This is a genomic window from Gilliamella sp. B2785, from assembly GCF_026537005.1.
Taxonomy (GTDB): Bacteria; Pseudomonadota; Gammaproteobacteria; order Enterobacterales; family Orbaceae; genus Gilliamella; species Gilliamella apicola_E.
In genome coordinates this window covers 97931-121790 of record NZ_JAFNNC010000001.1, presented here as the reverse complement: position 1 = coordinate 121790, position 23860 = coordinate 97931, and the positions used below count along the sequence as shown (strand labels likewise).

The 23860-nt window shown below is 34.0% G+C and carries 23 protein-coding genes and 1 other annotated feature; of the genes, 10 read left to right on the top strand and 13 right to left on the bottom strand.

Annotation, left to right across the window (positions count from 1 at the left end; genetic code table 11):
- Positions 1-47: 47 nt before the first annotated feature.
- Positions 48-1730: an amidohydrolase gene (locus tag J3U24_RS00595; RefSeq protein WP_267336885.1), complete on the bottom strand. Its 1683-nt coding sequence runs from the start codon at positions 1728-1730 to the stop codon at positions 48-50.
- A gap of 149 nt (positions 1731-1879) precedes the next feature.
- Between J3U24_RS00595 and matP the strand changes: the two genes are divergently transcribed.
- From matP to cysB, 3 genes are all read left to right on the top strand, one after another.
- Positions 1880-2344: a macrodomain Ter protein MatP gene (matP, locus tag J3U24_RS00590; protein ID WP_065563479.1), complete on the top strand. Its 465-nt coding sequence runs from the start codon at positions 1880-1882 to the stop codon at positions 2342-2344.
- 29 nt (positions 2345-2373) lie between these two features.
- Positions 2374-4974 (top strand): type I DNA topoisomerase, encoded by a 2601-nt coding sequence (gene topA / locus J3U24_RS00585; protein WP_267336884.1) that lies wholly within the window; start codon positions 2374-2376, stop codon positions 4972-4974.
- Between the two features lie 165 nt (positions 4975-5139).
- The gene (gene cysB / locus J3U24_RS00580) at positions 5140-6111 is read left to right on the top strand and encodes an HTH-type transcriptional regulator CysB (protein WP_267336883.1); all 972 of its coding nucleotides are present in this window, start codon (positions 5140-5142) and stop codon (positions 6109-6111) included.
- Between the two features lie 75 nt (positions 6112-6186).
- On the opposite strand, the gene hisIE is transcribed toward cysB, so the two are convergent.
- The 9 genes from hisIE to J3U24_RS00535 all read right to left on the bottom strand — a co-directional run bounded on the left by hisIE (position 6187) and on the right by J3U24_RS00535 (position 13999).
- Entirely contained in the window at positions 6187-6813 is a 627-nt protein-coding gene (gene hisIE, locus J3U24_RS00575; protein WP_065563476.1) for a bifunctional phosphoribosyl-AMP cyclohydrolase/phosphoribosyl-ATP diphosphatase HisIE, read from the bottom strand.
- Positions 6807-7583, bottom strand: a complete 777-nt coding sequence (hisF, locus tag J3U24_RS00570; protein ID WP_267336882.1) for an imidazole glycerol phosphate synthase subunit HisF — start codon at positions 7581-7583, stop codon at positions 6807-6809. The genes hisIE and hisF overlap by 7 nt, the downstream gene beginning before the upstream one ends.
- Positions 7565-8302, bottom strand: a complete 738-nt coding sequence (gene hisA / locus J3U24_RS00565) for a 1-(5-phosphoribosyl)-5-[(5-phosphoribosylamino)methylideneamino]imidazole-4-carboxamide isomerase (protein WP_370632616.1) — start codon at positions 8300-8302, stop codon at positions 7565-7567. The genes hisF and hisA overlap by 19 nt, the downstream gene beginning before the upstream one ends.
- 17 nt (positions 8303-8319) lie before the next feature.
- Positions 8320-8907 (bottom strand): imidazole glycerol phosphate synthase subunit HisH, encoded by a 588-nt coding sequence (gene hisH / locus J3U24_RS00560; protein WP_065563474.1) that lies wholly within the window; start codon positions 8905-8907, stop codon positions 8320-8322.
- Positions 8908-9975, bottom strand: a complete 1068-nt coding sequence (gene hisB / locus J3U24_RS00555) for a bifunctional histidinol-phosphatase/imidazoleglycerol-phosphate dehydratase HisB (protein WP_267336881.1) — start codon at positions 9973-9975, stop codon at positions 8908-8910.
- A gap of 8 nt (positions 9976-9983) precedes the next feature.
- Entirely contained in the window at positions 9984-11042 is a 1059-nt protein-coding gene (gene hisC, locus J3U24_RS00550) for a histidinol-phosphate transaminase (protein ID WP_267336880.1), read from the bottom strand.
- Between the two features lie 12 nt (positions 11043-11054).
- Positions 11055-12353 carry a histidinol dehydrogenase gene (hisD, locus tag J3U24_RS00545; protein WP_267336879.1) on the bottom strand — a complete coding sequence of 433 codons (1299 nt, stop codon included), beginning with the start codon at positions 12351-12353 and terminating at the stop codon, positions 11055-11057.
- Between the two features lie 4 nt (positions 12354-12357).
- Positions 12358-13257: an ATP phosphoribosyltransferase gene (gene hisG / locus J3U24_RS00540; protein ID WP_065563470.1), complete on the bottom strand. Its 900-nt coding sequence runs from the start codon at positions 13255-13257 to the stop codon at positions 12358-12360.
- Positions 13258-13289: 32 nt separating this feature from the next.
- Positions 13290-13415, bottom strand: a sequence feature (His leader region).
- A 191-nt stretch (positions 13416-13606) separates the two neighbouring features.
- Positions 13607-13999, bottom strand: a complete 393-nt coding sequence (locus J3U24_RS00535) for an Lrp/AsnC family transcriptional regulator (RefSeq protein ID WP_065563469.1) — start codon at positions 13997-13999, stop codon at positions 13607-13609.
- Positions 14000-14105: 106 nt separating this feature from the next.
- Between J3U24_RS00535 and J3U24_RS00530 the strand changes: the two genes are divergently transcribed.
- Positions 14106-14657: a cysteine hydrolase family protein gene (locus tag J3U24_RS00530; protein ID WP_267336878.1), complete on the top strand. Its 552-nt coding sequence runs from the start codon at positions 14106-14108 to the stop codon at positions 14655-14657.
- 141 nt (positions 14658-14798) lie between these two features.
- On the top strand, positions 14799-15953 hold the full coding sequence (locus J3U24_RS00525; RefSeq protein WP_267336877.1) for a hypothetical protein: 1155 nt from the start codon (positions 14799-14801) through the stop codon (positions 15951-15953).
- 366 nt (positions 15954-16319) lie between these two features.
- Here the strand turns inward: J3U24_RS00525 and J3U24_RS00520 are convergent, their stop codons facing one another.
- Entirely contained in the window at positions 16320-16736 is a 417-nt protein-coding gene (locus J3U24_RS00520) for a DoxX family protein (RefSeq protein WP_065734870.1), read from the bottom strand.
- 414 nt (positions 16737-17150) lie between these two features.
- Here J3U24_RS00520 and J3U24_RS00515 point away from each other — a divergent pair, with 414 nt between their 5' ends.
- On the top strand, positions 17151-17774 hold the full coding sequence (locus J3U24_RS00515) for a TetR/AcrR family transcriptional regulator (protein ID WP_065563465.1): 624 nt from the start codon (positions 17151-17153) through the stop codon (positions 17772-17774).
- Between the two features lie 116 nt (positions 17775-17890).
- Here J3U24_RS00515 and J3U24_RS00510 read toward each other — a convergent pair whose 3' ends face one another.
- The gene (locus J3U24_RS00510; RefSeq protein ID WP_065734868.1) at positions 17891-18289 is read right to left on the bottom strand and encodes a cell division inhibitor SulA; all 399 of its coding nucleotides are present in this window, start codon (positions 18287-18289) and stop codon (positions 17891-17893) included.
- Positions 18290-18395: 106 nt separating this feature from the next.
- A complete protein-coding gene (gene crcB / locus J3U24_RS00505) occupies positions 18396-18773 on the bottom strand; it encodes a fluoride efflux transporter CrcB (protein WP_065734867.1) in 378 nt (125 codons plus the stop codon).
- Between the two features lie 186 nt (positions 18774-18959).
- Here crcB and J3U24_RS00500 point away from each other — a divergent pair, with 186 nt between their 5' ends.
- The 4 genes from J3U24_RS00500 to J3U24_RS00485 all read left to right on the top strand — a co-directional run bounded on the left by J3U24_RS00500 (position 18960) and on the right by J3U24_RS00485 (position 23850).
- The gene (locus J3U24_RS00500) at positions 18960-19562 is read left to right on the top strand and encodes a riboflavin synthase (RefSeq protein WP_065734866.1); all 603 of its coding nucleotides are present in this window, start codon (positions 18960-18962) and stop codon (positions 19560-19562) included.
- 505 nt (positions 19563-20067) lie between these two features.
- On the top strand, positions 20068-22038 hold the full coding sequence (locus J3U24_RS00495; protein ID WP_267336876.1) for a BglG family transcription antiterminator: 1971 nt from the start codon (positions 20068-20070) through the stop codon (positions 22036-22038).
- Complete coding sequence (locus J3U24_RS00490) at positions 22028-22483, top strand: PTS sugar transporter subunit IIA (RefSeq protein WP_065563460.1); 456 nt, start codon at positions 22028-22030, stop codon at positions 22481-22483. Before J3U24_RS00495 ends, J3U24_RS00490 begins: the two co-directional genes overlap by 11 nt.
- Positions 22484-22512: 29 nt before the next feature.
- Complete coding sequence (locus tag J3U24_RS00485; RefSeq protein ID WP_065563459.1) at positions 22513-23850, top strand: PTS galactitol transporter subunit IIC; 1338 nt, start codon at positions 22513-22515, stop codon at positions 23848-23850.
- Positions 23851-23860 lie beyond the last annotated feature (10 nt).

Below are 23860 nucleotides of genomic sequence, written 5' to 3'. Positions count from 1 at the left end.
AAAATTACCCCGACTAATAGGCGGGGTAATAAATTTTTTAACGATTATTAGGCGTGTTGATAAACTGTTTTCCCTCCAACCATCGTCGTTAATACTTTGACATTTTGAATATCCGTTGCTGGAATGGTAAATGGATTACGATCTAAAATAATTAAATCTGCAAATTTTCCTTTTTCGATAGAGCCTATATAATCATCTTGTTTTAACACATAAGCGGCGCCAATTGTTGCACAGCGTAGGACTTCGGTCGCTGTTAAATTGCGGTCACTATTTAAACGAGGGTGCTGTGCATCAATTTGTCTGGTCATGGCGATTTGGAAATCATACCATTCATTAAGTGGATCAATTGGCCAATCGCTACCAAACGCACAGGTGACTCCAGCATCTATATACTGACCGTGGGCTTCTAAACCATTATAGCGTTCGGCACCAAATAAGGTTTCGTATTGTTCTACCATTGCTGAGCTACAGCCAGCCCATTGGAATGAAAATACTACACTGGTTTTTAATTGTTTATAACGAGCAAATTGATGCATTGCACTGAGTTCATTATGTGCAGTACTTGGACGAATATCCGCATCTGGTAGTGTTTTTCGCATTTTTTCAATCGCGTTAAGAACAACTTCAATTGCTCCTTCGCCAACAGTATGCATGTGAGGATGAAATCCAGCTTTAGATGATTCGAGTATTAATGCATCTAACATCTCTGTTGAATAATATAGATCACCGAGGCGATCTTTTTCATTTTCTAATTGATAAGGTTTTAGTAAGCGAGCTGTCATTAATGGTGCTTGCATCACTCCATCGACAAATAATTTGGTATGCGATACTTTTATACCTGGCTTAGGTTGCCAGTTTTTATCATCATAACGCTTAGCAAATTGTTTAACGCGATCAATAACAGCAGGAATATCCTCAATAGTACCGACATCATCAGGTGGTAATTCACGTGCACCAAATAAACGTATTGAGAGCTGATCTTGTTGTTGTAATTTTAGAAATGCATCGGCTTGTGTTTCAGTGATGCGTGCATCCATAACTGACGTTACACCTTGCTTATTTAATTCAGTTTGTGATAATTTAGCTATGTTTACTGCTTGTTCATCGGTAATTTTAGAGATGCTGTCAAACGCGCGCATAGCAGGGGCATCTTCTAATATACCGTTTAATTCGCCATCTTCAGTGCGTCCAATTTTTCCATCAGAAGGCTCTGGCGTATTACGGTCAAGTCCAAATTTTTCTAAAGCAATGCTATTTGCAACAAGCGTATGACAATCATTTGAAAACAGAATTACGGGGCGCGTGGTATTAAGTTTATCAAGATCAAAGCGGGTAATGTCGGTTCCGATTGGTAACACTTCTTGGCGTAACCAGCCACGAACTTGTAACCAATTTTCACTATTGTCTGCGGAATCATTATCTAAATATTCTTGAATAATGGCTAAGGTAGTATCAACAGTTAAACTTTGATAATTTAAATTACATGATGATAATTGCATACCGCCCCAAAAGGTATGTAGATGAGCATCAATTATGCCGGGCATCATTGTTTTACCTAGTAGATCATGAATTATTGTACAATTATCAACATATTGGGAGTTATTTATCTCTTGTGTGGTACCAGTTGCAATAATATAGCCATTTTTAATTGCAAGCGCTTCACAAACGGTATCATGCTCGTCTGCAGTGTAAATGTAACCATTAATATAAATAACATCGGCTTTTGCCATTATTTGTAATTCCTTAAGTAGAAGTTCAAAATGATAGGCGAACGATAGCAGATTTATAAAAAATTTGTCAAATGCAATAATTTTCTTTATTGTGTGTCAAGATTATGCTACAACTAACATATTTAGTTACAGCGTCACAAGGTGAGCTTATGAAATATCAACAATTAGAAAACCTTGAATGCGGTTGGAAGTGGCACTATTTAGTAAAAAGACATTTAGAAGGGGAGCCTATCACTCGTTATGTTGAAAAGAGTGCAGCTCAACAAGCCGTAAATGAACTATTGTTATTGGAACACAAACCGACAGCCGTCGTTGATTGGATTAAGCAGCATTTAAATCCCGATTTAGATAACCGCATGAAGCAAACCATTCGGGCGCGACGAAAACGACATTTTAATGCCGAGCAGCAAAATACACGTAAAAAGTCTATTGATTTAGAATTTCTAGTCTGGCAAAGATTAGCTAATTTAGCTAAACGCCGGGGATGTACGTTGTCACAAACAATTACACAATTAATTGAAGATGCAGAGCAAAAAGAGCAGTATGCAAGTAAAGTGTCGACAATTAAAGATGATTTACTGTCATTACTTGATGTTAATTTAGACAGTAAATAACTTAAACTACAGGATAAATAGGTTTAATTATGGGAAAATCCCTTGTTATTGTGGAATCACCAGCAAAAGCAAAAACAATTAATAAATATCTTGGCAAAGATTTCGTGGTTAAATCAAGCGTGGGGCATATTCGAGATCTTCCAGTTAGTGGTAGTAGCCACCGCAATGAAAAAACCAGCAAAGATAAAGCCGAGAAGAAAGTAAAACGATCTGAAAAGCAGATCTTAGTCGATCGTATGAGTGTCGATCCTTATAATGGTTGGAAAGCTCATTATGAAATTTTACCCGGTAAAGAGCGGGTAGTTGATGAGCTTAAAAAGTTAGCCAAAGATGCGGATAGGATTTATCTCGCAACCGACTTGGATAGAGAAGGGGAAGCCATCGCGTGGCATCTAAAAGATGTTATTGGTGGTGATGATGATAAATATCGACGTGTTGTATTTAACGAAATCACTAAAACTGCGATTCAAAATGCGTTTAAGCATCCTGCTATGCTTGATATGGATCGTGTTAATGCTCAGCAGGCACGCCGATTTATGGACCGCGTAGTTGGTTTTATGGTGTCGCCATTACTTTGGAAAAAAGTAGCAAGAGGGTTGTCAGCTGGTCGAGTCCAATCCGTTGCGGTACGATTAGTTGTTGAACGTGAACGTGAAATCCATGCCTTTATTCCTGAAGAATATTGGGAGCTCTATGCTGACTTAAAAACAGCTAATCAAGAAAAACTAACTATGCAAGTTACGCATTATAAAGATGATGCGTTTGAACCGAAAGATCGGGTTGCTATTGATATTGCTTTAGCAGAGCTAAATAATAAACAATATCAAGTAACCAATATTGAAGAAAAGCCAACTAAAAGCAATCCAACTGCGCCATTTATTACGTCGACTTTACAACAAGCTGCAAGTACTCGCCTTGGCTTCGGGGTGAAAAAGACAATGATGTTAGCACAGCGTTTATACGAGGCAGGTTATATTACTTATATGCGTACCGACTCTACAAATTTGAGTCAAGACGCATTAACGATGGTCCGAGATTATATTGGTGAAAATTATGGTGATAAATATCTACCAAAATCACCGAATGTTTATACCAGTAAGAAAAACTCACAAGAAGCGCACGAAGCTATTCGTCCTTCTGATGTTAATATACAAGCTACAAGTCTGAGTGATGTTGAAGTTGATGCTGTTAAGTTGTATCAACTAATATGGCGTCAATTTGTTGCTTGTCAAATGACATCAGCTGAATATAACTCAATTACTGTTACTGTTAAAGCTGGGGATTTTACTTTAAAAGCAAAAGGTCGTACTTTACGTTTTGATGGTTGGACAAAAGTACAATCTCAGTTGAGTAAAAACAATGAAGATAAAATGTTACCCGCTGTATCTGTCAACGATATTTTAGAGTTACTTAGCTTAAATCCAGATCAACATTTTACTAAACCACCTGCTCGTTACAATGAAGCTTCTTTAGTAAAAGAGTTGGAAAAACGAGAAATTGGCCGTCCTTCTACTTATGCAACGATCATTTCAACTATTCAAGATCGTGGATATGTACGATTAGATAATCGTCGTTTTTACGCAGAAAAAATTGGTGAAATTGTTACCGATAGATTAAGTGAAAATTTTAATGATCTTATGAGTTATGATTTTACCGCTCGTATGGAACATGCACTTGATGAGATCGCTAATAAAAAACAAGAATGGCGCGAAGTTTTAGATCAATTTTTTGAAGATTTTAGCCAGCATCTTGAAATCGCTGAACAAGATCCAGATCATGGTGGAATGCAATTAAATCCTTTAGTTTTAACACCAGAAATTAAATGTCCTAATTGTGGTCGTGAAATGGGGATTAAAACTGCAGGAACCGGCGTGTTTTTAGCTTGTTCTGGTTATGCATTACCGCCAAAAGAGCGTTGTAAGCAGACAATTAACTTAATTCCAGAACATGAAACCTTAAACATTTTGGAAGAAGCTGAAACAGCTGAAACCAACGCTTTAAGAGCACTTAAACGTTGCCCTAAATGTCATACCGCTATGGATAGCTATCTGCTTGATAATGAGCGTAAGCTGCATATTTGTGGTAATAATCCTATTTGTGATGGTTCTTTGGTTGAAAAGGGTACATTTAAAGTAAAAAGTTATGATGGGCCCATTATCGAATGTGAAAAATGTGGATCAGAAATGCACCTTAAATCAGGTCGTTTTGGACTCTATATGGGCTGTACTAATCAAGATTGTAAAAATACACGTAAAATCTTGAAAAATGGTGATGTGGCTCCTCCTAAAGAAGATCCAGTTGATTTGCCTGAATTACAATGTACTAAATCAGATGCACATTTTGTCCTTAGAGATGGTGCATCAGGTATATTTTTAGCAGCGCATAATTTCCCAAAATCACGGGAAACTCGTGCACCATTAGTTGAAGAGTTACAACGCTTTAAATATCGTTTACCAGAAAAATTTATTTATTTAACTGAAGCACCAAGCCATGATCCAAATGGTAATCCAAGTATTGTTCGTTATAGCCGAAAGAATAAAGAACAGTATGTTACTTCTGAAGTTAACGGCAAATCTACTGGTTGGGTCATGCAATATGTTCATGGTAAATGGGTTAATAGTAAAAAATAGGTAATAACACTTAATCATTTTATAAAGAATAGCTCAGGTTCAGTAGCTGTTTAATATAAAAAGCCGTTTTTGTGGTAAGGTGTGAAGGGAATTACCTTAAAAAACCCCTTTCCTCAAGTTTTTTTTGAGAAAAGGGAAAGGTATATAGTTAAAGGAGCCTTTGTCATGAAGTTGCAACAGCTGCGTTATATTGTTGAGGTTGTTAATAATGATCTCAATGTATCGCTTACCTCTGAAAAACTTTATACCTCTCAACCTGGAATAAGTAAGCAGATTAAATTATTGGAAGATGAGCTAAATGTACAAATCTTTACCCGTGTAGGTAAACATCTTTCAGAAGTTACACCAGTTGGTGAGCAGATTATAGCTTTAGCCCGTGATATTTTGAATAAAGCACAAGATATTAAAATTTTAGCTAAAGAGTTTAGTCAACCAAATCAAGGCTCATTAACGATAACAACCACTTATACTCAAGCTCGTTATACTTTACCTCTTGTTATCCAACAATTTATGCAACAGTACCCGAGTATCACTCTTCATATGGAACAAGGGTCATCTCCTCAATGCCTGATGCAAGTACAAACTGGACAAGCTGATTTTGCTATCGTGACCGATTTATCAGATCTTAGTGATGATATGATTGCATTACCTTGTTATCATTGGAACCAAGCTGTCATTGTCATGAAAGATCACCCTTTAGCTAAAAGCAGTTTAGTTACAATTGATGAGCTATCTAAATATCCATTAGTTAGTTATGATTTTTCTAATGATGGTTCCGATCTTAATCAGGCATTTATTAAAGCTAATCAAGTCCCAAATATTGTATTTAGCACTACTGATGCTGATTTGATTAAAACCTATGTCAAATTAGGTGTTGGTGTTGGCATTGTGGCTAAAATGGCGGTTGATGAAAGTTCAGATTGTGAATTTGTGGTGCTAAATGCCGGCCATATATTCCCTTACAGTACAACTTATATCGTCTTTGCGCGATCTCTGTTCTTGCGTAATTATATGTATGATTTTATTAGTCAATTTTCTCCACATTTAAATAGACAAACAATAGATAAAATTAGTCTTTGTGAAAACAATGTAGCAGTGCAAGCTATGTTTAATGGAGTTAAATTACCTGTTAGATAAATCGATAGGTCATTTTGAAATGTATTTTAAGAAACCAAGCTCAAAGATTGTGCCTCGCTTGGTTTCTTTTTAATATTATTTATGTCTAGCTTTTAAAATGCCAATCACATCTTGGAGTGATAGATTTTGATCCTGTAGTAAGACTAATAGATGGTAAATCAAATCTGCCGATTCATTTTTCAATTCTTCTTTATCTCGTACAGTGGCAGCAAGGGCTGTTTCTACACCTTCTTCTCCGACTTTCTGAGCAATACGCTTAGTACCATCATGATAGAGTTTTGCAGTATAAGAGGTGTTAGGATCAGCTTGCTTACGAGAGCCAAGTAATTGTTCTAAATCGTATAGAAAGCCCCATTCAGTTTTAGAATTCTTAAAGCAGCTGTTTGTTCCAGTATGACAAGTTGGTCCAATCGGATTGACTAAAATTAACAGCGTATCGTTATCACAATCGGTTGAGATATTAACCACGTTTAAAAAGTTGCCTGAGGTTTCGCCTTTGGTCCATAAACGTTGTTTAGTTCGAGAATAAAACGTTACTTTTCCGCTACTTAGAGTTTGAGCTAAAGCTTCCTGATTCATATAACCCAGCATGAGCACTTCACCAGAAATATAATGCTGAATAATAACTGGCATTAAATTATCGATTTTTTGCCAATCAAGTGATTTTGTATCTATCTGTATTTGGGAATGTTGAGTTAACATAATCGTATTTCTACTCCATGTTGAGCTAAATATTGTTTAAGTTCGCCAATATTAATAATTTGTTTATGAAAGACTGAAGCCGCTAAAGCACCATCAACATTAGTTTCTTTAAAAGCTTGTAAAAAATGCTCCATAGTACCCGCACCGCCAGAAGCAATCAGTGGTACTTGGCAAACTTCTCTAATCGTTTTAAGTTGCTTAAGATCATAACCATTACGAACACCATCTTGGTTCATCATATTCAATACAATTTCACCGGCACCTCGCTTTTGGACCTCTTGAACCCAATCAATTGTATTCCATTTGGTGGCTACAGTTCGCTTTTCATCACCGGTAAATTGATAAACGTGATAACTATTTGAATCTTTATCATACCAAGTATCAATCCCTACCACGATACATTGCACACCAAAGCAATCAGCTAATTGAGTAATCAAGTTTGGGTTAGCTAAAGCAGGGGAGTTGATTGAAATTTTATCTGCCCCATAAGTTAAAATCTGCCCAGCATCTTCAACCGTTTTTATACCACCAGCAACACAAAAGGGTATGTCAATAACTTGAGCAACTTTAGCCACCCAACTTTTATCAACCACACGCCCATCAGATGAAGCAGTGATATCATAGAAAACCAGTTCATCTGCACCTTCTTCCGCATAGCGTTTAGCTAATGGTACAATATCACCAATGATTTCGTGATTACGGAATTGCACGCCTTTAACAACTTGGCCATTACGAACGTCCAAGCAAGGTATTATCCTTTTTGCCAACATGAAATTGCCTCCTGAACTGTAAATTTACCTTCTAGTAATGCCCGACCCACAATGACACCAGCAACACCACTGTCTTTTAAGTCCTTTACATCGTTCAACTGTCCGATTCCACCAGAAGCTTGAAAATCAATAGTTGGGTATTTTTTGCTAATTTCTTGATACAAGCTTATGTTAGAACCAGTTAATGTACCATCTTTTGAAATGTCAGTACAAAGGACATGTTTTAAGCCATAAGGTAAGTAATCCTCAATTACTTGTTCTAAAGTTTGCTTAGAATCTTCTTGCCAGCCATGAATAGCGACATTTTTATTGCCATATTTGTCAATACGAACATCCAATGCTAATACCAAAGATTCAGGTCCATAATTTTCAAACCATTTTTTTACTAATTTGGGATCTTTAATTGCAGTTGAACCGATAACAACTCGTGTTGCACCAGCAGAGAGAAGCGCTTTAACATCATCTTCACTGCGAATTCCTCCTCCAACTTGTACTGGAACTTGGACACCATTAATCAGTGTTTTAATTAATGCGATTTGTCGAGCTTTTGGATCTTTAGCACCTGTTAAATCAACTAAATGTAGTAATTTAGCTCCTTGCCTCTGATAGTCTTGTAATCGAGCTAAAGGATCATTACCATAATCACGTTTTTGTTCATAATCACCCTGATGTAATCGAACCACAGTGCCATCAATTAAATCAAGAGCAGGAATAATAATAGGGTAAACTGCCATTTTTACATCTCCAAAAAGTTCTTTAGTAATTTTGCACCGGCTGAGCCAGAACGCTCTGGATGAAATTGCACACCGTAAAAGTTGTCTTTTTGTACGGCAGCTGTAAAGCTTTCGCCGTAATTGGTTTCTGCGATAGTTGATGAGCATAATGGTAAGGCGTATCCATGTACAAAGTAAAAATAAGCACCATTAGGAATATCTCGGAATAAATGGTGGCCAGCTTTAGGGTTAACTTGATTCCACCCCATATGCGGTAGTGGTAGTCCACAATCAGGAATTTCAGAGACTTTTTCGTGAATGATACCTAACGTATGGACATGCCCTTCATTACTATAATCGGCTAAAAGTTGCATACCAAGGCAGATGCCTAATACAGGTTGGGTGCAAACTTTTATCAGCTCGATTAAATTCCGTTCTTTTAACTTTTTCATTGCTGCAGATGCGGAACCCACACCCGGTAAAAAGAGTTTATCCGACTCAAGCACAATATCAGGTTCAAGACTAATAATTGGATTATAGCCTAGTCGTTGTATTGCGTATTTTACTGATGAAAGATTTGCACAGCCTGTATCGAGAATGACAATTTTCATCTATAGCACTCCTTTCGAACTAGGTAATCTATCACTTTCAATTTTAATTGCTTGTTTAAGTGTTCGAGCAAACGCTTTAAATAAGCTCTCGATTCTATGATGATCATTATTTCCTGATGTTTCAATATGTAAGGTGATCCCCATAGCATAAGTTAAAGAGTAGAAGAAATGCTCTACCATTTGTGTACTCATATCTCCAACTTTAGGATCACTAAATTGTGTCGAAAATACAAGGTAAGGCCGACCAGAAATATCTATTGCACATTTTGCTAAACATTCATCCATTGGAATAACTGATGCATAGCGTGTGATTCCACGTTTATCTCCAAGAGCTTGTTTTAGCGCTTCACCTAAAGCAAGGCCAGTATCTTCAATGGTGTGATGATCATCAACATGAAGATCACCTTCAACTTGGATATTGAGTTTAATGCCACCATGAGTAGCAATTTGATCGAGCATATGGTCAAAAAAACCAATACCTGTATTAATTTGGCTACCACCTTGTCTATCTAACCAAACCTCAACTAAAATCTTAGTCTCTTTGGTGTTTCTTTCGACTTTTGCATAACGATCTGCTGTGGTTAAACGTTGAGCTATTTCGTTCCAATTAAGATTTACTGGATCATAACGTAACCCTTTTATTTGCATATTTTCTGCAAGCTGGATATCAGTGACCCTGTCACCAATTACATAGCTATTTTGTTTGTCTAAGTTGCCATTCATTAAATAAGGAAGCACCAGTTTTAGTTTAGGTTTACGGCACTCACAATTGTCCTCAGGAAAATGTGGACAAATTAAAACCTCTTCAAATCTGACGCCTTGTGATTCAAATATTTGCATCATTAAGTTATGAGGGCCATCAAATTTGGCTTGTGGATAGCTGCTGGTGCCTAAACCATCTTGATTGGTCACCATAACTAATTTATAACCAGCAGCTTGTAATTTAAGTAATGCGGGTATCACATTTGGTTCAAATTCAAGTTTTTCGAAACTATCAACTTGAAAATCGATAGGAGGTTCAACAATTAATGTTCCATCACGATCGATAAATAAATATTTTTGTAACATACTTGCTCCTATAATATGGCTTTAAGTGCTGTTATTACTGCTTCACATTCAGCTTGAGTACCAATCGAAATTCGAACAAAACCATCTTGACCAATTGATTTACTTTGGTCGCGCAATATAATGCCTTCATTCCAAAGTTTATGAAATACATCCTTATTACTCTGAAATTTAACACATAAATAATTTGATTCACTAGGATAAACTTTTTCGACTATAGGCAGTGCTGAAAGATGCTTAGCCAGCTTTTCTTTTTGATTATTCAGATTGATGACATGCAATCTCATCGTATTAATACCATCTTTACTCAATGCCTGAGTGGCAATGTCAGCTACAGGTGTAGCTAATGGATATGGAGCGATCACTTTTTGTAACGCGTCGATTACTGGCTTATTAGCTAAAGTAAATCCACAACGTAAACCGGCAAGTGCAAATGCTTTTGATAAGGTGCGTAAAATCACTAAGTGAGGAAACTCTTTAAGCCAACTGACTACCGTTGAATTAGGCGAAAACTCAATATAAGCCTCATCAATCACAACTAGCGCTCGATTTTCGGCTATATTAAGTAATGTTTTAATATCATCTTGATTGATTAAATTACCAGTTGGATTATTTGGTGAACAAACATAGATTAATTTAACACTATCAATATTTTGCTTAATTCCTTCAAGATCAAGTTGCCAATCTGATTTGGTCGGTACAGTTTTAGTTTTTATTCCTAAAGTTTCAGCACTGACTTGATACATACCATAAGTTGGTGGACAGTAAAGTATTGTATCTGTATCAGGTTCACAAAAAGCACGCATTAATAGCTCTATCGCTTCGTCAGCACCGCGGCTAACTATCACTTGATCAGGTCGAACTCCTGCATACTGCGCATAACCATTTATAACATGTTCAGGCTGTGCTTCTGGATAACGGTTTAATGTTTGTTCTGTTAACTGATAATTGGGGGCAACAGGGTATTCATTGGCATTTAACCACACGTCACCTTTACCACCAATACGTCTGGCTGATTGATAAGGTGTCAACTTTTGTACGTTTTTTCTGACTAATTGATTAATATCCATTTTATCCACCTATTATTTATTATCAGCATTAAGTTTAGCTAAGCGAATCGTTACCGCATTTTTGTGTGCAGTCAGTTGCTCAGCTTGTGCCATTAGCTCAACTGCTGTACCTATCGCTTTCAATCCATCAGGCGTTAATTTTTGTACAGTCATCCGTTTTTGAAAATCTGGTAACCCGAGGCTTGAATAAGTTGAGGTATAACCATAAGTAGGTAATACATGATTTGTACCTGATGCATAATCGCCAGCAGACTCTGGTGACCAATCACCGATAAATATTGAACCGGCACTATTAATTTTATCAACCAGTTGATCCGCATTTTTAGTTTGAATAATTAAATGCTCAGGCCCATAACGATTGCTGATATCTACACATTCTTCTAAATCATTGGTTACTATAAGTCGGCTTTCTTTCAACGCTTTTTCAGCAATATCTTGGCGCGATAGTTGCATAAGTTGTTTATCAACCTCAATCGAAACTTCCTGTGCAATCTTCTCATCAGGAGTAAGTAGTACCACTTGTGAATCCGGTCCATGTTCAGCTTGAGAAAGTAAATCAGCAGCTATAAAAGATGGATTAGCAGAACTATCGGCGATGACCAATACTTCAGAAGGGCCTGCTGGCATATCAATAGCTGCACCATCAAGACGTTGGCTTACTTGACGTTTGGCTTCAGTAACATAAGCATTACCCGGGCCAAATATTTTATCGACTTTTGGAACTGACTCGGTACCTAATGCCATTGCAGCAATCGCTTGTGCCCCACCTAGTTGATAGATTTCTGTTACACCACAAAGATCGGCAGCATATAAAATTTCGTCTGCAATTGGGGGAGGTGAGCATAAAATCACTTTACGACAACCAGCAATTTTGGCAGGAATAGCCAACATTAAAACAGTCGATAATAAAGGAGCAGAACCACCAGGTATATAAAGACCAACTGAATCAATAGGTCTGGTCACTGATTGGCATTGAATACCTGGCATAGTTTCAACTGTTATGGTTGGTCTCACTTGTGCTTGATGGAATTTTTTAATATTGCTCACAGCTAATTGCATTGCCTGTTTTAAATCCATTGTGACACGACTAATTGCTGTTTTTATCTCATCTTCAGTTAATTTAATTTGATTGGTTTGAGTTTTATCATATTTACTACTCAATGCTTTGAGGGCTTGATCACCATTTTGTTTAACCTGTGTCAAAATATCTTTAACCACTTGGCTAATAGAATCTGAGGCAGCAATTGCCGGGCGAGTTAATAATTCTGCTTGCTGTTCTTTAGAACAATTTTGCCAATAAGAAAGCTTCATTTGATTACTCCATCATTTTTTCAATTGGTAATACAAGGATTGAACTAGCACCTAATGCTTTTAGTTTTTCCATGGTTTCCCAGAATAATGACTCAGTGCTAACCATGTGTAATGCTACCCGATTTTGTTCACCGGTTAATGGTAAAATAGTTGGATTTTCTGCACCAGGTAATAGCGAAACAACTTGATCTAAAACTGCTGTTGGAGCGTGAAGCATAATATATTTAGATTCACGAGCTTGAATTACACCTTGAATTCGAGTCATCACTTTATCGATTAGGGCTTGTTTAGTGCAGGACATTTCACCTTCACGTTGAATTAAGCATGCTTTAGATTTATAAATGACTTCTATTTCTTGTAAACCATTGGCCTCAAGAGTTGCACCACTTGATACCAAATCACAAATTACATCAGCTAAACCAGCTCGAGGAGCCACTTCAACAGAACCATTAAGCAAACAAGTTTTAAAACTTACATTATATTGAGAGAGATAACGGCGGAGTAGGTGAGGATAAGTTGTTGCTACACGCAAATTATTTAAGCACTCAGGACCAGTATAGTTAAAGTCACGAGGGGCGGCAATAGATAAACGACATCCTCCAAAATCAAGTCTACGTAATTTTTTATATTGTGGATTATAACCTTCAGCTTGCCTATCTAGAACTTCTTCTTCTAAAACATTTTCGCCCACAATACCAATATCAACTACGCCATCAATCACAAGGCCTGGTATATCGTCATCACGAACGCGTAAAATATCAATTGGCATATTTTCAGCGAAAGCAATTAGACGTTGCTCTTGTAGATTAATTTTGATACCACACTGAGCTAGTAATTTTTTTGACTCATCACTTAAACGTCCTGATTTTTGCATTGCTATACGTAAACGTGAATTATCCAACATGTTATTCTCCCTAAATAAAATTATTAACCACAAACAAAAAACCCTCGGAAGTTTGATCTTCCGAGGGTTCTCTATTTGCTTTTGCGAAATCACCGGAAGACCATTTGTCTTCCAGCACCAATCGCCCGAAGACTATTCAGGAATGATGGTGATGATGGTGTTTAGTCATACAAAAACAATTCATAAAAATTAAAACCTTTAAATTTAACTGTTGTACAAAATATAACAGAAACGATTAATGAGCAATAGCTTTTTGTTAATTTATTGAAATAAATTGTAAGCAATCGATTATTATTAACCATAATGACTTATCAAATATAAATATTTAATCATTTATTTTTACGATTAATTATAAGATTTGTTTTAACTTATGGCTGACTTTATAACGACTATAATCAGCAATTTTATTTAAGAAGTTCTCTAGACTATTATTTTCAAAGTGGCAGACAATCATATAACAACCATCACCAGTAATTTTGTAAAATTCGGAAACCTCATCAAAAGATTTTACTAACTTTTCAAAAGATTCAAATTGATTTGAATTCATATAAATAGTAATAAATTGTAATTGAGATTTTTGCTCTTTAATGGTGAATTTTTCGATAATATGATTATTTAATAACTCTTGCACACGTTGACCAACTGCTTGGCTTGACAAGAATACCTTCTCTCCAATCTCTCGCCAAGATTGACGACTATTCTCTTTTAACTCATTTAATATAGCGCGATCTTTTTTATCCATATTTTCATTTTGAAAGCGAATTGCTGTTAATTCCTTCAATTTACTATGTTATTTAAAAGTTAATACCTGCAGAATAATAACATAAAATATTATAAAGGAGAGCAAAATGACGCAAGCATTAATAATTATTGATGTGCAAAATGATTATTTCCCTGAGGGAAAATACCCATTAAATAATACCGAACAGACGTTGAAATATATTTTAAAGTTACAAAATTATTTCCGTCAAAAGCAATTGCCGATTATTTATATACAGCACATTAATCAAGATGTTAATGCCGCTTTTTTTGTAAAAAATAGCGACGGAAGTCAGTTACATTCTAAATTACTTCCTCTTGAAGAGCATAATGAATTTATTGTTCAAAAAGCATATCCAAATAGCTTTTACCAAACTCATTTACAACAGAAGTTAGAGCAATTAGGTATATCACAATTAGTGATTTGTGGAATGATGAGTCACATGTGTGTTGATTCCACCACTCGCTGTGCATTTGAACTAAATTATCAACCAATTTTGATTCACGATGCTTGTACTACTCGTGATCTTAACTTTAGTGGCAATATTATTGCATCACAAGTAGTTCATGATAGTTTTATGTCTGCATTAATGAAGTTTGCAACAGTAATGAAGTGTGAATCGTTTATACAAAAAATTTAATGAAGTGAATAACTGAAATACTATCTTGAACTTTAATAATTGAAGTAAAAATTCTTATTTTTGACATTAATATTTATCTGTGATAATACTAGCTGATATCAAAATAATTTGATATTAATTATTCTGTTAGAGGTGTATTACATGTTTCAATCCGTTGGAGGGCATCATGTAGCAAGAGAGGTTATTATATTATTATTCTTGTTGCCAATTTTTTATTTCTTTTATGTTTTGTCGTTCATAGTTATCTTTGCAAGAATGAATCGAATTATTAGAGCAATTCTTGCAACTATAATTTTGGCTTTAGCTATTTATATTTCAATCAATGCTAATTTAGAGTTTTTTGTATTTTTTCTTTCAGCTATTGTTTTTCCGCTTATCATTCGTTTTTGCCAATCAGAAACGAAAAAATATTTTGGTTCAAGACATAAATTGGCTTCTCTATTGAGTTATATATTATTACCATTATTTTGTACTTTCTTTTGGCCGACTTATTTAATCATAGTACCTGGCGTGACTAAGTATTTAGAAAATAGACCAAGTAGCGAGTGTAAAAAAAATGGACGTTTAGTTGAACTGTCCAAAGATGCAATCTTACGTATTTATCCGAATTCTAAATATTCACCATTTTGGGTTATTGAAGGATATAATAGTGCTAATGTTTCAGAAAGAAAATTTTGCGAGAAGTTTTCTAATGATGTAGCTCATAAAATTGATAAAATTAGTGATATTAGAATTGACTCGAGTGATATTTGCCTTCATCCAACATCCAAAGCATTAACTGCTTATTGCAATAATATAAAAAATGAAAATTTACAATTTAACAATTTAGATATTGATTTTTTTAGAACTAATAAGAATAGCTCTGATGACAGTTCATTTAAAATATTTCAAGAAAACTTAGAGTATGCAAAAAGTAAAGAAAACTGCGATTATTGTTATAATAAATTTATAGAGAGTAATCAATTTGACAATAATATAGTTCTGTATAGATTTAAAAATAATAATATTCTAATTGTTCCCCAACCAAATTGGTTACCTATTCAATCTGAACCATTAGTAATTAAATGTTCAATTGATAAGGATTTAGGATGTCATTATATTTATGAATATAAAGGGGATTTCAAAGTATCACTTCACTATGAATTTATTAGTCATGATAATAAAGCTAATTATGGAGAGGAACCCATTTACAACCAAGAGTTCATTGATAAATATTTAGAAGGTGCTCAAAAAGCCGCTTTAGTAGTTGAAGATTTTATTGAGAGTCTAAGTGACAAGCAAGATATGGTGGATTGAGACTTTAGTTAAATAGTTTCAAATTACTTGCCGATTGATGTTAGTTTATATTTTAAGGATTGATTTCAGATAAAGCTTTCAATGCTTAGATAAATTTACCCAGAATATACAGATTATAGTTTTCTTATTATTAATAAATAAACAATCAAAAAATTGTAGCGTAATATGTTTAATAAAATAGATCATATAAACATAACTGGTTTAAATAAAATATAATTATCTGAATGTTAAGATAGGGAAGAGTAATAAACAATATCGATAGGAAAACTAAGCCATTATTAAAACTAGATTGAACTATTTATTTAAGCGATAAATCAAAATTAGAGGAAAGGTAATCATTTTTACCTTTCCTAGAAATTTAACATATTATGACTCGATAATTTGTGGATATTTTTTACCAGATAGAACACTAAATCTGCCGGTTCCAAGCAATGAAAGACTAAAAGCAGTTAAAGACATAAATGCTGGATATTCCCAACCACCACCTGGATTAGTAAATGACCAACCATTAGCCCAATGCACAATAGTTATTATTGCTAGTTGAAAAAAGGCAATTAATGCAACAGCGCGAGTTAGAATACCTAATAGCAACAATGCACCGCCACCAATTTCAAAAACGATTACAATATAAGAAAAGAACCCAGGAAAACCAAGAGTGTGAAAATACTCTGCGGTACCTTCTGGTGTTAGAACAAGTAACTTTGTAAAACCATGAGCTAAAAACATCATACCTAAAGCAATTCGTAATACGAAAGCAGCTACATCAGTTTGATATTCTTTCATTGTGTGTTTCCTATATTAAGTTAACAAAATAATAAAAATCTTATATATCTATTACTTATTTGAAACATAGGATACTGCATGTGAGATTGTCTCACAGTTAACAATCAATAGTAAAGGAACATTAAAATATTAAAGTTCTTCTTATCAATATGAATTAGTACTATTAATTGCGATAAAATAGCGGTGCGACTAATGTCGCACCGGTATTACTTACTTATTGTTGGTGTCGAATAGAATTGGTATTTAAATTTGTTTGCCTAAATTATGTTTCTAAACATTCAAATTTTATTGGGTAACATTATATATCAAAAATGAGACTTTAGTCTCATTTTTTTAAAATATTTCACAATTAATAATTTATTATTTAAAATGAAAGAAATGGAGTAAAATTAATATAAGTCAAAAAACACTGTTATGAACAAATTTGAAACTAGTTCTTTGAACAACTTTACAAGTCTTAAAAAAAAGAATTATGAGCGACTATTAGAGATTGCTTTGGACTCATTAGAAAATGGAATTGAACCTACGATTACTGAGTTAGCTGATAAATCAGGAATCTCAAGATCGACTGCTTATCGCTATTTTCCAACACAAAATGATCTGATATCGGCAGTGGTTAATCGTTCACTTGATCCTATTTTACAATGGCATACAGACGAACAAAATATAAGCCAAAGAGTTAATGAATTCATATCGTTTGCTTATACTGAAATGATAAAACATGAAGGTGCTATAAGAGCGACGATGCGATTATCTTTGCAACAATGGGCTAATGAGCGTTCTAAATCAGCACCTAATACAACAAAACGAGTACGGGAAAATCGTAAAGAGGTAATTTCGAAATTATTACAACCGTTACAATCACAGCTTAGTGAAGAGCAATATAATAAAGTCATTTATACCATATCAATCATCTGTGGTTCGCAAATAACGGTTTTAAAAGATGTTTGGAATTTAGATGATTCATATATTATATCGCTTTCTCAATGGATAGCTAACGCTATCATTAATCAAGCGAAAAATGATGCTAACACTTAACGTGTTTTTTTCCTATTTCCTTTCTAAGTTTTTAAAAACGAAAAATCATTCAAAACACTGCCATATTAGACAGTGTCTTTCTTTTATAACTATAAATTTTAGAAACAGATATTTTTTTAATGGTATTGAATTGGTTGTTGGTTTTGTTCATCGTGAACTAAAAACAAACAGGTATTGCTGGTTAAAACAGCTTGTTGTAAACGCAGTTTATCTTGCTCATTAAGATCATTAACACATGCAACTACATAACTACAGGTTTTACTTTGTAATGCTTTCTCAATAGTAGATACTAAATTTTCATTATTCAAATTAGCTAAATGAACAACTTTTTCTTTATCTAGTCCAGCAGTATTCACCCATGAACGTTTCAGCATCGGACGATCTGATAGCCATAATTGCCATTTTTTCTCTTTATTAAATGAACGTAATAAAGGTCGCTGTTGTTGTAACACCTGTTGAAAGGGTGTTTCAAAATTGATAGCCATAAGTTGTGGTGAAGAATGTTCAATAAGCATAAAAACCTCGATACTGTTTGCATATACAGTGTATATTAATACAGTAATTTGAGGTTGTAAATACTATTTGTGATCATTTTTTATATTGTTTTGGGTTAATATACCTTCATGAACGAAAAAATTGATAGGTAAAAAAGCCTAAAAATGTCATTAAAACTGAGCCAGTAACATGAACAGCAATGGTCGCTAATCCCCAACCAATACGACCTTCTTGAAGAAAATTAACAATTTCAGCTGAAAATGTTGAAAAAGTAGATAACCCACCACAAAAACCTGTAATTATCAGCAATCGCCACTCAGTAGAAAGATTTGCATGATTAAAAAAAGCAATTGCAAAACCAATAATATAACCAGCGATCAAATTAGAAAATAATGTACCTAAAGGAATAGCAAAAGCAATGACATTTAATTTTAACGATAAGAACCAGCGAAGCAATCCTCCGAAAACTGAACCGATTGAAATAGCTAAAATAAGTTTCAACATAAATGGGCAACCTTTAAATCATAAATTAAACCTGATCATATCAGTAGAGCATCCAATTGGATATCTTTTTGAAGATAAAATCATTCATTTATTAAATATATTAAATATTCGATTTCAATCGTTATTATTTTTTATTGGTTTGCGCTAAAATATTTAGCTAAATGATTAAATATAAAGGTTATGATAATGTTTACAGGAATCGTACAAGGTGTTGGTCAGATTATTTGTATCACGGATCAGGACAAATTAAGAACCTATAAAGTCAAACTTCCACACAACTTAACAAATAATATTGAAATCGGGGCATCAATAGCAAATGATGGCTGTTGCTTAACTGTAACCGGAATTGAAAATGACTGCGTAACCTTTGACATTATGCAAGAAACCCTTGCTTTAACCACTCTCGGCAATAAGAAGCAAAACGACTTTGTTAATATTGAACGAAGTGCTAAATATGGTGATGAAATAGGTGGGCATGTAATGTCTGGACATGTCTCTTGTACTGCAACCATTATCGATATCCAAAAAACAGCTACCAACTGTCAAATGACCTTAGCTATGCCAGAAAAATTTATGAAATATGTGCTATATAAAGGCTTTATTGGTATAGACGGCGCAAGTTTAACCGTTGGTGAGGTTAAAGATAACCATTTTAACATTCACCTGATCCCAGAAACCTTATCGATTACTACTCTGGATACCAAAAAAGTAGGGGATAGTGTTAATATCGAAATTGATTCACAAACTCAAGCTATTGTCGATACGGTTGAACGCGTATTAGCAAAATAAATGATTGATCACAAAAGATTATTTAATAATGGTTTATTGCAAAAAATAGACTTTTTATTGAGGTAAAAGCAAACTATTAAAAGCATCAAACCATTATTATTGAATTAACTTATAATATAAGTTATTACAAACATTTATCCCTTTTAAAAAAAATAAACTCAGCTATTTAATAGGATGAAAATATTAAAGATATGCTTGACTATCTGAAATGAATCATCCAAATAATCATCATTCTTAATTTATTCATTAAAAAGAAATATAAAATAGTAATTTCATGTCAAATGACTAAATGTATTACCTCATTATTAAGACCTTTATAATCATCTAGATTAAGAAAAATACCCCACTTTAAGATTGCTATTCACGCAATCAGACTTTTCAACATTGGTTATTATCACATTTGATTCCAGATTAATCTGGAAAAAAATGTAATCGTCTTATTTATTTATCTAACTATACTTTAAATCATCATGAAGGTATTACATATAGAAAAAGGAGTTGAGTAATGGAAAGACAGATCAAATTACTTAAACTACTTTTTAGCCAGTCAGAATTTAAACCGGCTGCTTTTTTTAGTTCAAAATTATTAATTTCAACTAAAACCGTATATTGCGATATTGAAAAACTAAACGAACGTTTAAAAACGATACCGAATATGGATATTCGAATCGAAAAGTCACCTCGTAAAGGATTAATTTTATTAGGTCAAAAAACGGATATTGAAACAATAATTAATTATTTAGAACAAAAAAATAGTCACAGTTATTTTAATAAAAAATCACGGCGATTAAGTCCTGAATACCGTCGCTTAGATATTGTTAAACGATGTTTATTGAATAGTGAAAACGTATCACTTGAGCAATTATCTTTTGACTATTTAGTCAGTAAAACATCATTACACAAAGATATCGAATTTATTAATCGTGCGCTTGAACAAGAAAATATCGTATTAACCGTCACCCACAAAGGAATTCATGTTGACGGTAATGAAAATCAAATACAACGAGCGATTAAACATTTTCTCTCCTTATATATTCACAAACAAGATGACTATTATCTAAATCAATTGATGAAATCCTTTATTGGGGATGATTCGTTTGAACAGATAAATCGATTACTGTTTGAACGTTTTGAATCGGTCGTTGCACAATCTACTGAGCATTATCTATCTTCGCTACTGATATCAATTACCATTCAACTTAAGAGATTGTGTTTGGGATATTCAATTCCTGAAGAAAATGATTTTTTATTTAATCATATTCGATATATGCAATCCTACTTAATTGCCTCGGAATTGGCAAAAACACTTGAGTCAACTTTTCATGTGGCGTTTCCAACCAATGATATTAAATATTTAAGCAAACTGTTTTTTGCTCATCGAATCATTGATGAAAATATCATTGTTGATGACAGTTTTTATGAACAAATCATCTTTAGGATAATAAAAAAAATTGGTGACATTGAGAATGTAGATTTAACGGGTGATAGTAAATTGTTTCACTCTTTATTGTCACATTTTCCATCGATGATTACTCGTTTACAAAAGAAAATCCGTATTATAAATCCAATACTAGACGAGATAAAACAAGAATATTCTAAATTATTTAGTGTGTTATGGTATGCACTTTCAGACTTAGAACGTAAATTTGACATCCATTTAAATGATCATGAAATATCATTTTTATTGATTCATTTTCAAATAGCTTTAGATAAAGCCGCGGATGCAAATAATATTGTCATTATTTGCCAATATGGATGCTCTTCATCAAATTTAATTTTGAATAAAGTACGAAAACTTTTACCGTCGAAAGATAATATCGAAGTCTATTCTGTTTCAAAATTAAATTCGACCAAACTTAGTAATGTCGATTTAATCATCACAACACTTGATATCAACAACATTAATAAACCAATTGTCAAAATATCGTCATTATTAAACAATCAAGATTACCAAAATATTATCCAAGCTTACGCCAACTATGTTCTTAATAAACAACCCGATTTTTCAGACAATTACTATCCAACAACAGCTAAATTCGTTAAAGCCGATTTAATTGAATTAAACGTTGATATTCAACACAAAAATGAATGCCTTAACTTACTGATAAGTAAGCTTGAAGAGAAAGGATTTGTAACTAAAAACTATCGTGATTCAGTGTTATATCGTGAAGAAATCGGTGATACCTCGATTGAAAATGGAATTGCTTTACCACATGGTTCACCAATGTTTGTTATCAAATCAAGCATATCAATCATGACCTTAAAACAACCGATCAAATGGGGCATGATTGATGTCAGCATCATTATCATGGTTAGTCTTTCGGAGAACAATATTAATAGTATTAATGACGTTTTCACTGAAATTTATGAAATAGTCTCGAATAAACAGGCAATTTCATCCTTAAAAAATCTCACAAACTTTAAACAACTTAAACTATTTTTGGACAATCAAAGAGGAATCAAGAATGTACTTTGATCAGCATTTATGCCTATTCAATATTGAGGCAAAAACTAAAGAAGAGATCTTAACAACAATGGCACAAATGTTATTTTCACATGGAATTGTTAAACAAGACTATTTAGATGGAATTTTGCAAAGAGAAAAACAATATCCAACAGGATTATTAATTAATTCCGTCGGTTTTGCCATACCACACACTGATTCTTCAAAAGTTAATCAGTCACAAATTTGCTTTGCATCCCTAAAAAATCCAATCATTTTTTCTGGTATGACTGATGATAAAGAACAAATCCCAGTCAAATTCATTTTTATGCTAGCAATGAAGCAGCCACATGAGCAAATTGAAAATTTACAAAACCTTATTGGCTTATTTCAAAATGATGAGCAAATAAAATTATTAGAAAAGTGTCAATCAATTAACGAATTTACCTCTATTTTAAATACCGCAGGCGTTAAATAGGGTTGATTAATTTTATCAAGGAGTTACAAATGGATAGTGTCATTAATATTTTTCAATGGTTAATAGATCTTGGTGGAGTGGTTTTTTTACCAATCATCATTTTTATCATAGCCTTATTTTTTAGAGTCAGTTTTTCCAAAGCGATAATGTCGGGTATTACCGTCGGTATCGGTATCGTTGGTCTTGGATTAGTTATCGGTTTACTATCTGACACTTTAGGTGTTGCCATCCAAAAAATGGGTGAACAGTATGGAACATCATTAAGTATTATGGATATTGGTTGTGGAGTAGGTGGGCCATTGGCATTCTCAACGACATTGGGGTTATTGCTAATTCCAGCATCATTAATTATCAATTTCTTATTTATCTCACTCGGTTGGACTCGAACTTTAAATGTCGATATCTGGAATTTCTGGTTTGCGATTTTCCTAGGTTTAGTGGCATATTCAGTCACAGGTGAATATTGGGTTGGTATCATTGGCTGTATAACTGCAGTAATGTTGCAATGGTTTTTAGCCGATCTATTACAGAAACCAATAAGCTCATTTTTTGGTTATCCTGGCATTGCTATTACTCACCTCATGGCATTATCGGGTGCAATTGTCGCAATCCCATTAAATTGGATCTTTGACCGAATTCCAGGTTTAAATAAATTAAATGCCGATTCAGAAACGCTAACCAAACGTTTTGGTATCTTTGGTGATACTGTTGTTATCGGATTAATCATCGGTATTGTTGTAGGGATTTTAGCCAATTATGATGTTCCAAAAATTGGTCAGCTAGGTATTTCAACTGCTGCAATCATGAAAATTATGCCAAAAATGGTTGCAATGTTTATGGAAGGCTTACTTCCTGTTGCTGACGCTGCGCGTGAATTTACTAGCAAAAAACTTAATGGAAAACAAGTAAACATCGGAATGGATGCCGCGTTAACTGTTGGTCATCCTGCGGTAATGGCAACTGCGTTAATCATGGTGCCAGTATCATTACTACTTGCTTTGATCTTACCGGGTAACAAAGTACTACCTTTTGGTGATTTAGCCTTCTATGCATTTGGCATCTGCTTAATGGTACCGTTCTTTAAAGGTAATATTATTCGTTCAATCCTTGGTGGCACCATTTACCTAGTTATCTGCCTATATATGGCAACTTGGCTTGCACCAGTCATCACTGATGTATTCCATCTAGCTAATTATGATGTAGGTACAGCTGGTATTGTTACTGTAATTTTATGTGGATTATGGCCTGTAACACTATTTGTACTGTTATTAACCCATATCGGATACCTTGGCCTAATTGGTTTAGCTCTCGTAATCCTTTGCTTGCTTATCTATATCAACAAAATCAAAAAAATTGAAATGTATTAAAAGGAAATAG

Coding starts and splice junctions, on each gene's coding strand:
- hisD (WP_267336879.1), bottom strand. CDS start 12,353: ATGAAGCTTTCTTATTGGCAAAATTGTTCTAAAGAACAGCAAGCAGAA.
- J3U24_RS00500 (WP_065734866.1), top strand. CDS start 18,960: ATGTTTACAGGAATCGTACAAGGTGTTGGTCAGATTATTTGTATCACG.
- J3U24_RS00525 (WP_267336877.1), top strand. CDS start 14,799: ATGTTTCAATCCGTTGGAGGGCATCATGTAGCAAGAGAGGTTATTATA.
- J3U24_RS00520 (WP_065734870.1), bottom strand. CDS start 16,736: ATGAAAGAATATCAAACTGATGTAGCTGCTTTCGTATTACGAATTGCT.
- hisB (WP_267336881.1), bottom strand. CDS start 9,975: ATGTTACAAAAATATTTATTTATCGATCGTGATGGAACATTAATTGTT.
- topA (WP_267336884.1), top strand. CDS start 2,374: ATGGGAAAATCCCTTGTTATTGTGGAATCACCAGCAAAAGCAAAAACA.
- J3U24_RS00490 (WP_065563460.1), top strand. CDS start 22,028: ATGTACTTTGATCAGCATTTATGCCTATTCAATATTGAGGCAAAAACT.
- J3U24_RS00535 (WP_065563469.1), bottom strand. CDS start 13,999: ATGGATAAAAAAGATCGCGCTATATTAAATGAGTTAAAAGAGAATAGT.
- J3U24_RS00495 (WP_267336876.1), top strand. CDS start 20,068: ATGGAAAGACAGATCAAATTACTTAAACTACTTTTTAGCCAGTCAGAA.
- matP (WP_065563479.1), top strand. CDS start 1,880: ATGAAATATCAACAATTAGAAAACCTTGAATGCGGTTGGAAGTGGCAC.
- J3U24_RS00510 (WP_065734868.1), bottom strand. CDS start 18,289: ATGCTTATTGAACATTCTTCACCACAACTTATGGCTATCAATTTTGAA.
- J3U24_RS00485 (WP_065563459.1), top strand. CDS start 22,513: ATGGATAGTGTCATTAATATTTTTCAATGGTTAATAGATCTTGGTGGA.
- hisH (WP_065563474.1), bottom strand. CDS start 8,907: ATGAAAATTGTCATTCTCGATACAGGCTGTGCAAATCTTTCATCAGTA.
- crcB (WP_065734867.1), bottom strand. CDS start 18,773: ATGTTGAAACTTATTTTAGCTATTTCAATCGGTTCAGTTTTCGGAGGA.
- cysB (WP_267336883.1), top strand. CDS start 5,140: ATGAAGTTGCAACAGCTGCGTTATATTGTTGAGGTTGTTAATAATGAT.
- hisC (WP_267336880.1), bottom strand. CDS start 11,042: ATGGATATTAATCAATTAGTCAGAAAAAACGTACAAAAGTTGACACCT.
- hisF (WP_267336882.1), bottom strand. CDS start 7,583: ATGTTGGCAAAAAGGATAATACCTTGCTTGGACGTTCGTAATGGCCAA.
- hisG (WP_065563470.1), bottom strand. CDS start 13,257: ATGTTGGATAATTCACGTTTACGTATAGCAATGCAAAAATCAGGACGT.
- hisIE (WP_065563476.1), bottom strand. CDS start 6,813: ATGTTAACTCAACATTCCCAAATACAGATAGATACAAAATCACTTGAT.
- J3U24_RS00515 (WP_065563465.1), top strand. CDS start 17,151: ATGAACAAATTTGAAACTAGTTCTTTGAACAACTTTACAAGTCTTAAA.
- J3U24_RS00530 (WP_267336878.1), top strand. CDS start 14,106: ATGACGCAAGCATTAATAATTATTGATGTGCAAAATGATTATTTCCCT.
- J3U24_RS00595 (WP_267336885.1), bottom strand. CDS start 1,730: ATGGCAAAAGCCGATGTTATTTATATTAATGGTTACATTTACACTGCA.